Origin of the sequence: Candidatus Gorgyraea atricola (assembly GCA_030765235.1) — a bacterium.
GTDB lineage: Bacteria > Omnitrophota > Gorgyraeia > Gorgyraeales > Gorgyraeaceae > Gorgyraea > Gorgyraea atricola.
Map to the genome: position 1 here is coordinate 1 of JAVCCW010000019.1, position 14,413 is coordinate 14,413.

Sequence of the window (14,413 nt, forward strand, 5' to 3'; positions counted from 1 at the left end):
CTGCAAGGCCCTTTGCTGCCAGGCACATTGTTATAGACGAGGTAAGTGTAGTCTTACCGTGATCAACGTGACCTATAGTACCGATATTTACGTGTGGTTTAGTGCGTTGGAATTTTTCCTTTGCCATTGTATGCTCCTTTTGTTTTACTTACTTACAATCTTTTCCGCTATATTTTTAGGCACTTCTGCGTAATGAGAAGGCTCCATTGTATATGATGCCCTACCCTGTGTCAAGCTCCTTATGGCTGTTGCGTAACCAAACATCTCTGCTAGAGGCACATCACCCTTTACTGCCTTTACATTAGCCTTTTGCTCTATTTCCCTGATCTTGCAACGCCTTGAATTCAGGTCACCTATGACATCGCCCATATAATTTTCCGGGAAGATAACTTCAAGATTCATTATAGGTTCCATAAGTTTACACCTGGCCTTTTTCAAGCCATCCGTAAACGCGATCGAGCCAGCCATCTTAAAAGCGATCTCTGAAGAATCAACCTCATGAAAAGACCCGTCGATCAGATTGACCTCTGTATCTATTACAGGATAGCTTGCCAGCACGCCTGTCTTTGATGCCATTTCAATCCCGTTTTTAACAGCCGGGATATACTCTCTAGGTATGGCGCCGCCCACGATCTTATTCTTAAATTCTATGCCAGTGCCTGGTTCACCTGGTTTCATGATAATAACAGCATGACCATACTGTCCTCTGCCGCCTGACTGCTGTATAAATTTACCAACTGACCTGACCTCTTGAGTAGGCATTTCTTTGTAGGCTACCTGTGGCACGCCTGTCTTTGCCTCTACCTTGAACTCGCGAAAGAGCCTGTCTATGATTATCTCGAGATGCAACTCTCCCATACCTGATATAAGAGTCTGTCCTGTTTCATTGTTGTAACGCACTCTGAAGGTCGGATCTTCTTCCTGTAATTTATTGAGCGCGAGGCCGAGTTTGTCCTGGGCTACCTTTGTAGATGGCTCTATTGCCATAGAAACCACGGGCTCTGGAAAATGCATCTTCTCTAATATAACAGGATAATCCTGTTCGCAAAGCGTATCACCTGTGCGCGCATTCTTCAGCCCCACAACACCCACTATATCACCAGCGCCTGCCTCATCCACTATCTCCTGCTTATTGGCATGCATACGCACTATCTTGCTCAAACGCTCTTTTCGGTCGCGGCTTATATTGTAAACATAAGAACTTTTTTGCACTGTACCTGAATATATCCTTATATATGTGATCCTGCCCACATATGGATCTGTTGCTATTTTAAAACAGAGCGCGCAAAACGGCTCGTCATCATCTGTCTTCCTGAATATATCCTCATCTGAATCAGGGCTCACACCTTTAATAGGAAGTATGTCTAGCGGGGACGGCAGGCATTCGCACACTGCATCCAGCAGCATCTGCACGCCTTTATTCTTAAAAGCAGCGCCGCACAATATCGGCACAAACATATCCTTAACAACTGCCTTACGAAGAACAGCGCGTATCTCAGGTTCTGTTATCTCCTGGTTATGGATATATTTATCCATCATTTTCTCATCATGCTCTGCTAATTTTTCAATAAGGTCATGCCTGTATATCTTTACTTCTTCCATTTTGTCTGCGGGTATTTCGTCTTCTTCAAAATTATCATCTACCCTGTCTTCCTTAAACATATAAGCCTTCATACCAATAAGATCTATTATTCCTTTAAAATTATCTTCGCTGCCAATGGGAAGCTGTATGGGAAATGCGTTTGCAGCCAGCATATCTTCCATCTGCTTTGTTACCTTTGCAAAATCAGCGCCCACGCGATCCATCTTATTTATAAAAGCTATTCTCGGGACCTTATACTTATCTGCCTGGCGCCACACTGTCTCTGTCTGCGGTTGCACGCCGCCCACTCCGCAGAATATAACCACCGCGCCATCCAGCACCTTCAGCGATCGCTCGACCTCTGCTGTAAAATCCACATGGCCTGGAGTATCAATGACATTTATTCTGCAATCCTTCCAATTACAACTCGTAGCTGCTGAAGTAATAGTAATGCCCCGCTCCTGCTCCTGCTCCATCCAGTCCATGGTCGCAGTGCCTTCATGCACCTCGCCGATCTTATAGAGCCTGCCTGCATAATAGAGCATTCTCTCAGTAGTCGTGGTCTTTCCAGCGTCTATATGAGCAATAACTCCTATGTTCCTTAATTTTTGTAAGGGTATTTCTCTAATCATATGTCTATTATTTGTTCTCTGTTGTGCTTCGACCGCCATTTTTACTCTCTATACCTTTCATTACCATCTATAATGCGCAAAGGCCTTGTTGGCCTCTGCCATCCTGTGCATGTCATCTCTCTTTTTCATTGCAGAACCCTGCTTCTTAAATGCCTCCATGATCTCATCCGCGAGCTTCTCTTCCATGGGCCTGCCTTTTTTCTGTCTTGCAAAATCCCTTAGCCAGCGCATTGCAATAGATGTGCCCCTGTCGCTCTTTACTTCAATAGGCACCTGATAAGTAGCTCCTCCAACCCTTCTTGGTTTTATCTCTAAAAGAGGTCTTACATTATCAATTGCCGTTTGCAATAGCTCTAAAGAATTGGTGTTATCTGCCTTTTTTGAAACTACATCAAGCGCATTATATACAATACGTTCTGCAACAGCCTTCTTGCCCTGCTCCATGACTACATTGACAAACCTGGTGATAAGCTTGCTATTATATTTAGGATCAGGTAATACGTCTCGTTTTTCTGCTCGTCTTCTACGCATCTTTCCCTCACTTGCTCGAGGCTGGACCTCGGCTTTTTTTAAAAAGCCGAGGTCCAGCCTCGGAACTTACGCTTTTGGTCGTTTTGCGCCGTACTTTGAGCGGCTCTTTTTCCTGTTTGCCACGCCTGCTGTATCGAGCGTGCCTCTTACTATGTGATACCTCACACCAGGAAGGTCTTTTACCCTGCCGCCCCTGATTAAAACTATCGAATGCTCTTGAAGATTGTGCCCTTCTCCTGGTATATAGGATGTTACCTCTATACCATTGGTCAGCCTTACTCTGGCAACCTTTCTCAACGCAGAGTTAGGTTTTTTCGGAGTCTGTGTCTTTACCTGCAGGCACACGCCCCTTTTCTGAGGACACGCATTAAGCGCACGCGATTTTGTCTTTCTGGACTTCGAACTCCTGCCGTATTTTATTAATTGACCGATCGTTGGCATATCTATTCCTTGTCCTTTTTCTCTTGCTGCTTATTACTTTCTTTTTCCTTCTCACCGCCTATTTTTACCATCTCTATATTCCTGTGCGCCTTGAACCCAGTGCCAGCTGGAATCAAATGCCCCATGATGACATTCTCTTTCAGCCCTCTGAGCTCGTCTATTCTTCCGCTTACAGCAGCCTCTGTCAAAACCTTGGTCGTCTCCTGGAAACTCGCTGCTGATATAAAACTCTCTGTGGAAAGCGATGCCTTTGTGATCCCTAAAAGTATTGGCGCTGCGCTGGCAGGTTTACCTTTTTTCTTCGTTATCTTTGCATTCTCTTCCTGGAAAATCCGCTTGTCCACCTGCATGTCAACCAAAAACTCTGTATCGCCAGAGTCCTCTATCTTGACCTTCTTGAGCATCTGCTTAACTATGGTCTCTATATGTTTATCGTTTATCTTTACACCCTGCAGCCTGTATACCTCCTGCACTTCATTCACGAGATATTCCTGCAGCCTCTTCTCGCCGCTTACCTTTAATATATCCTGCGGGTTGATAGGTCCATCAACGAGCTGGTCGCCTGTTGAAACCCTGTCACCCCTGTAGACATTCAAATGTTTGCCATGCGGTATGATGTATTCCTTTGTCATACCAGAGGATGCTTTAACAATGATCCTGCGCTGACCTTTTTTAGCTGCGGCAAACTCCACGATCCCGTCTATCTCGCTTATCATCGCGGGATCTTTTGGTTTTCTTGCCTCAAAAAGCTCTGCGACCCTTGGCAGGCCTCCAGTGATATCCTTTGTCTTACTGACCTGCCTGGGTGTCTTCGCGATCAACTCTCCTGCCTTTACATTCCCTCCATCCTGACAAACAATGTGCGCCCCTGCAGGTATCGGATAAATCGCCGCGACTTCTTTCTTCTCATTCTCTATAACTATCTGCGGATGATACTCACCCTTGTGCTCTATAATAACGCGGCCAGTACGACCTGTTGCCTCGTCAAGTTCCTCCACCATAGTCACTTCTTCCACAATATCCTCGTACCTAACCTTTCCACTCACCTCTATCAATATAGGTGAAGTATACGGGTCCCATCTTATAAAAATAACACCTTTATCGATCTCCTGGCCATCCTTTACAGTCAATGTAGATCCTGAAGGCACCATATATTTTTCAAGTTCCCTGCCACTCTCGTCGTTTATGCTTACCTGGCCATTGCGGTTCAATGCTATAATGTCGCCTGATTCCTGCTGCACTATCCTGAGGTTATGATACTTGACAACACCCTTTGACCTGGATTTTATAAACGATTGTTCTATAATTCTTGACGCTGTTCCGCCGATATGAAATGTTCTCATGGTAAGCTGTGTTCCTGGCTCACCTATGGACTGGGCTGCGATCACGCCAACAGCTGTACCAAGCTCGACGATCTTGCCTGTAGCAAGGTCTCTGCCATAACACTTAGCGCACACGCCATACTTTGCCTCGCATGTAAGCACGCTGCGTATGCGTATCTTTTCTATGCCAGCGGATTCTACACGCGCGGCAGATTCTTCGCTTATCTCGCTGCCAGACTCTACGATATTCTCATCAGTAATAATATCCGCGATATTATCCACTGCCACCCTTCCTATGATCCTCTCTCTTAAAGGAACGACCTCTTCATCCGCCTCGATGATCGCGCTTACAAGTATGCCGTTCATCGTGCCGCAATCATCTTCTCTTATAATGACATCCTGCGCTACGTCCACAAGGCGTCTAGTAAGATAACCAGAGTCTGCTGTTTTAAGCGCTGTGTCTGCCAGGCCTTTTCTTGCGCCGTGAGTAGAGATAAAATATTCGAGCACTGTAAGGCCTTCTTTAAAATTAGCAGTGATCGGTGTCTCGATGATCTCTCCTGATGGCTTTGCCATAAGTCCGCGCATACCTGCCAGCTGTCTGATCTGCTGCTTTGAACCCCTTGCCCCGGAATTTGCCATCATAAATATTGGATTAAAAACACTCAACCCCTTAAATAAAAGATCTGACACCTTATCTGTCGCATGTGTCCATATATCAACGATCTTGTTGTATCTTTCTCGTTCCGTTATAATACCTTTTCGATATTGATCCTCGACTGAATTTACCTCTTTCTTTGAAGCTGCCAGCACCTTTTTCTTTTCTGTCGGAATATGCAGGTCTTCCACTGAAATAGAAATGCCTGCCAGTGTCGCAAATTCAAAACCAGTATCCTTGATGTCGTCCAGGAGCTTTACAGTGACATCATGACCAAACTGCTTATAACAATCACCTATGACCTTACTGAGATTTGATTTCTCCAGCATGATATTTACGTAAGGCATGCCTTTTGGCAATATGCGATTAAATATGACCCTTCCCGCGGTCGTCTCGATCATCTCTCCATCGATCCTTATCTTTATCTTCGCGTGCATCTCTATCTCTCTGTCATAAAGCGCGATCTCTGCCTCTTCTCTGTCCGCGAAAACCCTGCCTTCTCCTTTTGCGCCTGGCTCTTCTCCGGTCAGATAATAACAGCCCAGCACTATATCCTGCGTCGGTGTTATAATAGGCCTGCCGTCAGACGGAGAAAATATGTTATTAGACGAAAGTATCATGAGCCTTGATTCCATCTGCGCCTCTGTTGAGAGGGGCACATGCACCGCCATTTGGTCACCGTCAAAATCAGCATTGAACGCAGTACAGACGAGCGGGTGGATCCTAATCGCCTTACCTTCTATTAATATGGGCTGAAACGCCTGTATCCCGAGCCTGTGTAAGGTAGGCGCCCTGTTTAAAAGTACAGGATGTTCCTTTATTACATCGTCCAAGATATCCCATACCTCAAGCCTTGCCTTTTCCACCATACGCTTTGCGCTCTTTATTGTATGAACAAATCCTTTTTCCTTTAACTTCTTTATGATAAATGGCTCGAATAACTCCAGCGCCATCTTTTTTGGAAGTCCGCATTCCCATAGCTTCAATTCAGGTCCGATCACAATAACGCTCCTGCCTGAATAGTCAACGCGTTTTCCTAAAAGATTTTGTCTAAAACGGCCCTGTTTGCCTTTTAACATATCACTCAAAGACTTAAGCGGCCTATTCGCGGGACCAAGCACTGGCCTGCCATGTCTTCCATTGTCAAAAAGTGCATCCACTGATTCCTGAAGCATGCGTTTTTCATTGCGTATAATAATATCAGGCGCCTTTAATTCCAATAGCTTCTTAAGGCGGTTATTCCTATTTATAACGCGTCGGTATAGATCATTCAGATCACTCGTAGCAAACCTGCCGCCCTCAAGAGGCACGAGCGGCCTTAGATCCGGTGGAATAACAGGTACGATATCTATTACCATCCAGTCTGCTTTATTGCCGGATTTATTTATTGCCTCTATTGTCCGGAGTCGCTTAAGTATCTTTCTTTTTGCCAGTTCTGATTTCTGTCCATGAAGGTCTACTTTTAATTCCTTTATCATCTTGCCCAGATCCAGTTCAGCCAAAAGCTCCCTTATGCCTTCAGCGCCAATCATGGCCTTGAACTTGGTACCATACTCCTCTACATACTTCCTGTATCTCTCTTCATTCAGGAGTTCCTTTTTCTTGAGCGGGGATTCTCCTGGATCTATGACAATATATTCTTCGTAATAAATCACTCGCTCTAATTCTCGCATGCCAATATTTAAAAGAAGCGCCATGCGGCTCGGCAATGCCTTAAAGAACCAGATATGCGAACACGGCGCAGCCAGCTCTATATGGCCCATCCTGTCGCGCCTGACCTTGGAGAGCGTAACTTCTACACCGCAACGGTCGCACACTATACCTTTATATTTAATGCGCTTGTACTTTCCGCAGCTGCATTCCCAGTCACGTGTTGGCCCGAATATCTTTTCGCAAAAAAGTCCATCCTTCTCAGGCCTGAGCGTCCTGTAATTAATGGTCTCGGGCTTCTTTACCTCGCCCTTTGACCACGATCTGATAACCTCAGGAGAAGCAATCTTTATTGAGATAAAATCGAAATTACCAAATTCTTCTTTTATCATTATTTTTTCTTCCTTTTTGCTTTTTTGCGCGCCTTGCGCAGCTCCTTAAGTTCTTCTTTTGAGACGACAACGGGTGAGATCCCGCCATCTTTATATTCTGTCCTTATGTCCAAACACAGGCTTTGCAATTCCTTGACCAATACATTAAATGATTCAGGTGTCCCTGGATGAAGCGCATTCTCGCCTTTTACTATGGACTCATATACCTTTGTCCTTCCGCTGACATCATCACTCTTTACAGTCAAGAGCTCCTGCAGTGTATACGCGGCGCCATATGCCTCGAGCGCCCATACTTCCATTTCTCCGAACCTCTGTCCTCCGAATTGCGCCTTTCCGCCAAGAGGCTGCTGCGTTACAAGTGAGTACGGGCCTATTGAACGCGCGTGGATTTTATCATCGACCAGATGCGCGAGCTTCATCATGTATATGTAACCTACTGTTACCTTTTGTCCGAATCTTTCTCCTGTCTTCCCGTCATGCAGCGCTACCTTTCCATTCTCTGGGAGACCTGCCTGCTTTAACCAATCCCGTACATCTTCCTCTTTTGCGCCGTCAAATACAGGTGTAGTCACCTTAAGGCCCAGCGCCTTGGCAGCCCAGCCAAGATGCGTCTCAAGTATCTGACCCACGTTCATTCTTGAGGGCACACCAAGAGGATTCAGCACTATCTCAACAGGCGTGCCATCCTCCATATATGGCATGTCTTCTTCGGGTAAGATCTTTGCTATGACACCTTTATTACCATGCCTGCCTGCCATTTTATCTCCAACAGATAATTTCTTTTTGCTTGCTACATAAACAACTATTCTCTTTAATACGCCTGCTGGCAATTCATCGCCCCTTTTTATCTTGTCAACCTCATGCTCTTCTTCGTAAAGCACTTCTTCCAGCTGATCATTGTAAATAGACAGTGTCCTCTTTACCTCAGCCTCGAGCTCAAGATCTGTCTCTATCTTTATACTCGTTATGTCGCATTTTTCAAACTTGGACAAATCCTTTTTTCTGATGGGCCTGCCTTCTGCGATCAGCGTAGTACCGGTCTCGTCAGATAAAAGAGGGCCTGTCAGCTTTACGCCTGAAACGAGCTTGGACAGGCGATTTGCTTTTTCCTTCTTGATGTTATCCACCCGCTTCTCGTATTCGTTTCTTATCTTTTCTATATCTTTATGCTCTTTTTGCAGCTGCTCTTTTGACTTTGCCTTCTGGCCTTTTCTTGAAAAGATCTTGGTGTCAACCACGATCCCCTCTACGCCTGACGGCACTGTAAGAGAGGCATCGCGCACATCGCCTGCTTTTTCTCCGAAGATCGCGCGCAAAAGTTTTTCTTCTGGCGAAAGTTCTGTCTCGCTCTTTGGCGCCACTTTGCCTACAAGTATGTCTCCAGGCCCGACTTCTGCGCCAACCCTTATGATGCCATCCTCGCCGAGATTCTTCAGTGCCTCTTCGCTTACATTTGGGATATCCCTTGTGACTTCTTCATTGCCAAGCCTTGTCTCTCTTGCCTCTAATTCAAATTCCTCCACATGCACTGAGGTATACATGTCTTCCTTTAAAAGTCTCTCACTCACCAGTATCGCGTCTTCGAAATTATAACCACGCCATGGCATAAATGCGACCAGTACATTTCTTCCAAGAGCAAGCTCTCCGCCATTGGTACTTGGCCCATCAGCAATAGCATCGCCTGCCTTGATCTTGTCACCTATTTTTACGATAGGCCTTTGGTCAATGCAGGTATTGGCATTGGATCTGGCAAACTTCCTCAGTTTATACACAAGGCTGTTATTGACTGTTATCTCATCTGCCTGCACGCATGTTACCTTGCCGCCTGATTTTGCTACAGTGGTTGCGCCAGAATCAAGCGCTGTCCTTGCCTCCATGCCAGTGCCTATAAGCGGTGCCTCAGTAAATAATAAAGGTACTGCCTGGCGTTGCATGTTTGAACCCATAAGTGCCCTGTTTGCGTCATCATGCTCAAGAAACGGTATAAGCCCTGCTGCCACACTCACGAGCTGCTTTGGAGAAACATCCATATAGTCTATCTTTGACGGCTGTATAAAAGGAAAATTATCCTTGTATCTGCAGAGCACTCTATCCTCGGTAAAATATCCTTCCTTGTCCAGCTTTGCATTTGCCTGTGCGATCCTGTATTGATCTTCAACATCAGCAGTCATGTATTCGATCCTGTTTGTGGCCCTGCTTTTTTCAACTATCCTGTAAGGTGTTTCTATAAAACCAAATTTATTTACTCTGGCGTATGTGCTGAGCGATGATATAAGTCCGATGTTTGGACCTTCTGGCGTTTCTATGGGACAGACTCTTCCGTAGTGCGAGTAATGAACGTCTCTCACTTCAAAGCCAGCCCTTTCCCTGGATAAACCGCCGGGTCCAAGTGCGCTCAAGCGCCTCTTATGCGTCATCTCTGCTAATGGATTTGTCTGGTCCATGAACTGCGACAACTGGCTCCTGCCAAAGAAATCTCTTATCACGCTTGAAAGGACTTTTGAGTTTATCAAATGATACGGCATCATGGTCTCTACATCATAAATGGACATGCGCTCTTTACAGAAACGCTCCATCCTTGCCAGACCTATCCTAAACTGCTCTGCAAGAAGTTCACCCACTGTTCTTACGCGACGATTACCGAGATGATCGATGTCATCCAGCTCGCCTTCGCCATTCTTTAGATCCAAAAGATACCTTACTACGTTTACGATGGTCTCTTTATCCAAGGCGCTTTTATCTAGCGCCGCCTTCATGCCCAGCTTGCGATTCAATATGTAGCGGCCGACCTTGGTCATGTCATATCTTCTCTTGTCAAAAAATAATCTATCCAATAATTGCTTTGCGCTTTCAAGCGTCAATGGATCGCCTGGCCTCAGGCGCCTATAGATATCAAGAAGGGCTTCCTCCCTGGTCTTTGTATGATCCTTTTCAAGCGTATTCGCGATCTCTGGAATCGTGTCCCTGAATACCTCTAAATAGCGCACGCCAGCATCCCAGAGCTTATCTATATTTTGCTCTGTAAGCGTGGCATTATTCTCCAGGATGATTACATCGTCTACTTCAGGGTGCTTTATATCCTTTACCACGATCCTGCCAACATACTTAAGCAGGCTTGACTTTCTCGCAGGCCTTACGCGCTCCACGCCTGTAAAAAGTCTCATGATCTCTTCATCTGTCTCAAAGCCGAGCGCGCGCAAAAGAATTGTAGCGAGTATCTTTTTGCGCCTGTCAATAAATACGTAAAGCGTGTCATTCGCGTCAAACTCGAACTCCATCCATGCGCCACGACCAGGTATTATCCTGCCTGAATAGATCCTCTTTCCTGTTGTGTGCAGATTCTCCTCGAACGATACACCAGGTGAGCGATGGAGCTGGCTGACAACCACTCTTTCATCGCCATTAATAATAAAGGTACCGTTCTCTGTCATTAGCGGCAGATCGCCTAAATATACCTCTTGCTCTTTGGTGTCTTTCTTTGACTTAAGTCTTATCTTTATCTTGAGAGGTGAGGCAAAGCTTACAGCTCTTTTCTGGCATTCTAATCTGTCATATTTTGACTTGCCCGCAGTATAATACAAAAATTCAAGCCTGTGATTCCCGTCATTGCTCTCAATAGGAAAGACGTCCTCGAACACAGCCTGCAGACCATCGCGCTTACGCTTGGTCTTTGGCTTATCCAGCTGCAAAAAATTGATATAGGACTCCCGCTGTATATCAAGAAGATATGGAATACGCACTACTTCTTTCAGCTTCGCGAAATTCTTGCGCTTTGTCATTAAAACCTCTCTCGTGTAAGGGGTTTATTTCAACTCTACTTTTGCGCCTTGTGCTTCGAGTTTTTTCTTTACTTCTTCGGCTTCTTCTTTGCCAACGCCTTCTTTTACTGTCTTTGGCGCGCCTTCTACAAGGTCCTTTGCCTCTTTAAGGCCAAGGCTTGTGATAGTGCGGATCTCTTTTATGACCTGGATCTTCTTGTCGCCTGCTGCAGCCAGCACCACTGTAAAGGTAGTCTTTTCCTCTTCAGCTGCGGCTCCTGCTGCGCCTGCGCCAGCTACTGCTGCCACTACAGGTGCCTGAGCAGTTACGCCGAATTTCTCTTCGATCGACTTAACAAGATTTGACAGCCCTAGAACAGACATTGTCTCGATCGTGCCAAGCATTTCTTCGATTTTCTTTTCGTCAGCCATTTGATGCCTCCTTGTTTTCTGGTCCGCTCTCTTCTTTTTTCTCAGGTTGCGTTTCCTCTTTATTCTCTAGTTGAACCTCTTCTTTTTTCTCTTCAGCTTTTTCTTCTACCTGACCTTGTCCCTTGTCACTTGTCCCTTGTCCCTTCTTATCCTTTACCGCATTAAGCACATATACCACCTTGCATATAATAGCATTTAAAGCTCCAGCCAATCCTTGGATTGGCGCATTGAGCACATTTGCCAGTCTAGCTAGCAATACTTCTCTTGAAGGAAGCGCTGCGAGCTGTTTAATATCGTCACTGGAAACAGAATCACCATTTACTATGCCACCGCGGATTTGCAGGACCTTATGATCCTTTGCGAATTTTACAAGTACCTTTAATATATAGGCGGCGTCCCCTTTTCTATCTACTGCTATGCCTGCCTCACCCTTGACTAATTCCACTATCTTTTTGCTGGGTTCATTTGTAAGGGCGCGCTTTAGCATTGAATCCTTAACAACCAAATATTCGCCTGAAACACCCCTTAGCTCCCTACGCAATTCGTTCAAATTCTGGGCACTAAGCCCCTTGTAACTGGTAACTATCATAGTATCTGAGTCGTTAAGACGACTGGATATTTCCTCAACCATCATTTTTTTACATTCCATTGATAACTTAGCCATTACGATGTCCTCAACTTTACTATATCCAGCTTCACGCCAGGGCCCATTGTTGTTGAAAGCGCTATGCTTTTTATAAATTTACCTTTTATGCCGCTTGGCCTGGATTTATCTATCGCGGTTATGACCTTTAACACATTTTCCAGAATAGCCTTTTCCTCAAACGAGATCTTCCCTGCTATAACATTAATGTTACCCAGTTTGTTCAATTTAAACTCGACCTTACCTGCCTTTGCCTCTTCTACCGCTCTCTTAAAATCATTCGTAACAGTCCCTATCTTAGGGTTCGGCATAAGGCCTCGCGGTCCAAGCACCCTTCCCAGTTTTCCAACCTCGCGCATCATATCAGGCGCGCTTATTACCACATCAAAATCTATCCATCCACCAGTTATCTTTGCAATAAGATCAGCGTCTCCCACATAATCAGCGCCTGCTTCTCTTGCCTGGTTTGCGCCTTCGCCTTTACACAGGACAAGTATCTTTACCTTTTTTCCGCTGCCATGAGGCAAAATTACAGTGCCTCTGACCATCTGATCAGCCTGCTTTGGATCAGAATTAATATTAAAGGATATCTCGACTGTCTCGTTAAACTTTGGCCGCGGCGCCTTTTTCAGGATCGCAACCGCTTCCTCCATTGTGTAGAGTTTATCTTTTTCTGCCAGCTTCTCGAATTCCTTTGTGCGCTTACTCATGCTTCCACCTCTATACCCATACTGCGAGCTGTGCCTTCGATTATCCTCATCGCGCCTTCCATATCTGCAGCATTAAGGTCCTTCATCTTGGTCTGGGCGATCTCTTTTACCTGCGCTTTAGTTACTTTGCCTATCTTTTCCTTATTAGGTACGCCTGATGCCTTTGCTATACCGCATGCGCGCTTCAAGAGTACTGAACACGGCGGGCTCTTTATTATAAAGGTAAAGGACTTATCTTTATAAACAGTCATGACAATCGGCAACACAAGCCCCTGCCTGTCTCTGGTCTTCTCATTGAATGATTTGCAAAACTCCATTATATTCACGCCATGCTGACCTAATGCAGGACCAACAGGAGGCGCAGGATTTGCCTGTCCGCCTGTAACGTGTAGCTTTATGGTTGCTTTTATCTCTTTTGCCATGTTAAAGCCTTTCTACCTGCCAGTATTCGAGTTCGACTGGTGTGGCGCGGCCGAATATTGAAACCATTACCTTTATCTTGCCCTTGTCCGGGTTGACCTCTTCTATATTGCCGTTAAAATTTATAAATGGTCCTTCTATGACTTTGACGCTGTCGCCCTTTTCAAAGATCACCTTGGGCGTTGGCTTTTCTTTTCTTTCTTCAGTCTGCTTTATTATCTGGTTGACCTCGCTATCCAAGAGAGGCACAGGCCTTGTCTTGGTACCTATAAATCCTGTGACACCAGCCATGTTCCTGATTACATACCAGATGTCATCATCCAGATCCATTTCCACCAGCACATAGCCAGGGAAAAATTTCCTGAGGGATATCCTCTTTTTGCCGTCCTTTACCTCTGAAACCTGTTCCGTTGGTATAAGAACCTGAAAGACCTTCTCCTTTAATGCGCCTTCCTGTACCTTGGCCTCTATGCCAGTCTTTACCTTATCTTCCTGGCCCGTTAATGTATGTATGACGTACCACTTATGATCCATATTTATCTCAATAAAATATTTATAAACCTAGATAAGATTAAGTCCACTATACCTATAAATATAGCCAGGAGCGCAGTTGAAGCGATCACGATTCCTGTCGAACCGATCAGCTCATCCTTACTCGACCAGGAGACCTTCTGCATCTCCACCTTGACTTCAGCCACAAACCGTGTAATTTTTGAAAAAATCTTCATGTTTATATTTTCCAAGGTGGCAGGCCAGGAGGGATTCGAACCCCCAACACGCGGCTTTGGAGACCGCTGCTCTGCCAATTAGAGCTACTGGCCTTTAATGAGCGCTTGAGTTATTCGATGCGCAACCAGACCTATCTAACCTCGCTCTATACAATGTAAGGGCCGACCTACTTCTGTCGGCCCCTCACATCCTGGTAGGCCACGAGCCTACCTCTCAATTATTTTTCTTCCTTATGCGGCGTCCTCTTTTTGCAAAACTTACAGAACTTCTTTATCTCAAGTCTTTTTGTCTGCAATTTCTTGTTCTTCCTAGCTGTATAATTTTTTCTCTTGCACTCGGTGCAAGCAATTATAATTAACTCTCTGGGCATCTCTTCCTTACGCTACTATATCTGCTACAACCCCAGCACCTACTGTGTGGCCTCCTTCGCGGATAGCGAAGCGAAGCTCTTTTTCAAGTGCGATAGGGGTTATGAGTTCGATTTCCATTTCTACGTTATCGCCTGGCATTACC

The 14,413-nt window shown here is 45.3% G+C and carries 14 protein-coding genes and 1 tRNA gene; all 15 read right to left on the reverse strand.

From position 1 onward, the window contains the following. Positions 1-127, reverse strand: a 127-nt coding sequence (locus tag P9L93_04090; protein MDP8230266.1) for a GTP-binding protein, incomplete at its 3' end; no start/stop codon positions are given. Positions 128-144: 17 nt separating this feature from the next. After that, positions 145-2,214: an elongation factor G gene (fusA, locus tag P9L93_04095; protein MDP8230267.1), complete on the reverse strand. Its 2,070-nt coding sequence runs from the start codon at positions 2,212-2,214 to the stop codon at positions 145-147. 60 nt (positions 2,215-2,274) lie between these two features. Continuing rightward, complete coding sequence (rpsG, locus tag P9L93_04100; GenBank protein ID MDP8230268.1) at positions 2,275-2,745, reverse strand: 30S ribosomal protein S7; 471 nt, start codon at positions 2,743-2,745, stop codon at positions 2,275-2,277. A gap of 66 nt (positions 2,746-2,811) precedes the next feature. After that, entirely contained in the window at positions 2,812-3,186 is a 375-nt protein-coding gene (rpsL, locus tag P9L93_04105) for a 30S ribosomal protein S12 (GenBank protein ID MDP8230269.1), read from the reverse strand. A 2-nt stretch (positions 3,187-3,188) separates the two neighbouring features. Beyond that, positions 3,189-7,208: a DNA-directed RNA polymerase subunit beta' gene (rpoC, locus tag P9L93_04110; GenBank protein MDP8230270.1), complete on the reverse strand. Its 4,020-nt coding sequence runs from the start codon at positions 7,206-7,208 to the stop codon at positions 3,189-3,191. Then, the gene (gene rpoB, locus P9L93_04115) at positions 7,208-10,987 is read right to left on the reverse strand and encodes a DNA-directed RNA polymerase subunit beta (protein MDP8230271.1); all 3,780 of its coding nucleotides are present in this window, start codon (positions 10,985-10,987) and stop codon (positions 7,208-7,210) included. Before rpoB ends, rpoC begins: the two co-directional genes overlap by 1 nt. A gap of 24 nt (positions 10,988-11,011) precedes the next feature. Beyond that, the gene (gene rplL, locus P9L93_04120; protein MDP8230272.1) at positions 11,012-11,398 is read right to left on the reverse strand and encodes a 50S ribosomal protein L7/L12; all 387 of its coding nucleotides are present in this window, start codon (positions 11,396-11,398) and stop codon (positions 11,012-11,014) included. Beyond that, positions 11,391-12,062: a 50S ribosomal protein L10 gene (gene rplJ, locus P9L93_04125; protein ID MDP8230273.1), complete on the reverse strand. Its 672-nt coding sequence runs from the start codon at positions 12,060-12,062 to the stop codon at positions 11,391-11,393. The genes rplL and rplJ overlap by 8 nt, the downstream gene beginning before the upstream one ends. After that, positions 12,062-12,751 (reverse strand): 50S ribosomal protein L1, encoded by a 690-nt coding sequence (gene rplA, locus P9L93_04130; GenBank protein MDP8230274.1) that lies wholly within the window; start codon positions 12,749-12,751, stop codon positions 12,062-12,064. The genes rplJ and rplA overlap by 1 nt, the downstream gene beginning before the upstream one ends. After that, positions 12,748-13,173 carry a 50S ribosomal protein L11 gene (gene rplK / locus P9L93_04135; GenBank protein ID MDP8230275.1) on the reverse strand — a complete coding sequence of 142 codons (426 nt, stop codon included), beginning with the start codon at positions 13,171-13,173 and terminating at the stop codon, positions 12,748-12,750. Before rplK ends, rplA begins: the two co-directional genes overlap by 4 nt. Position 13,174: 1 nt before the next feature. Continuing rightward, positions 13,175-13,705, reverse strand: a complete 531-nt coding sequence (gene nusG / locus P9L93_04140; protein ID MDP8230276.1) for a transcription termination/antitermination protein NusG — start codon at positions 13,703-13,705, stop codon at positions 13,175-13,177. 2 nt (positions 13,706-13,707) lie between these two features. Next, a complete protein-coding gene (gene secE, locus P9L93_04145) occupies positions 13,708-13,899 on the reverse strand; it encodes a preprotein translocase subunit SecE (GenBank protein ID MDP8230277.1) in 192 nt (63 codons plus the stop codon). Positions 13,900-13,916: 17 nt separating this feature from the next. After that, positions 13,917-13,993, reverse strand: a tRNA-Trp gene (locus P9L93_04150). A gap of 124 nt (positions 13,994-14,117) precedes the next feature. Continuing rightward, the gene (gene rpmG / locus P9L93_04155; GenBank protein MDP8230278.1) at positions 14,118-14,270 is read right to left on the reverse strand and encodes a 50S ribosomal protein L33; all 153 of its coding nucleotides are present in this window, start codon (positions 14,268-14,270) and stop codon (positions 14,118-14,120) included. A gap of 7 nt (positions 14,271-14,277) precedes the next feature. After that, positions 14,278-14,413, reverse strand: a 136-nt coding sequence (gene tuf, locus P9L93_04160) for an elongation factor Tu (GenBank protein ID MDP8230279.1), incomplete at its 5' end; no start/stop codon positions are given.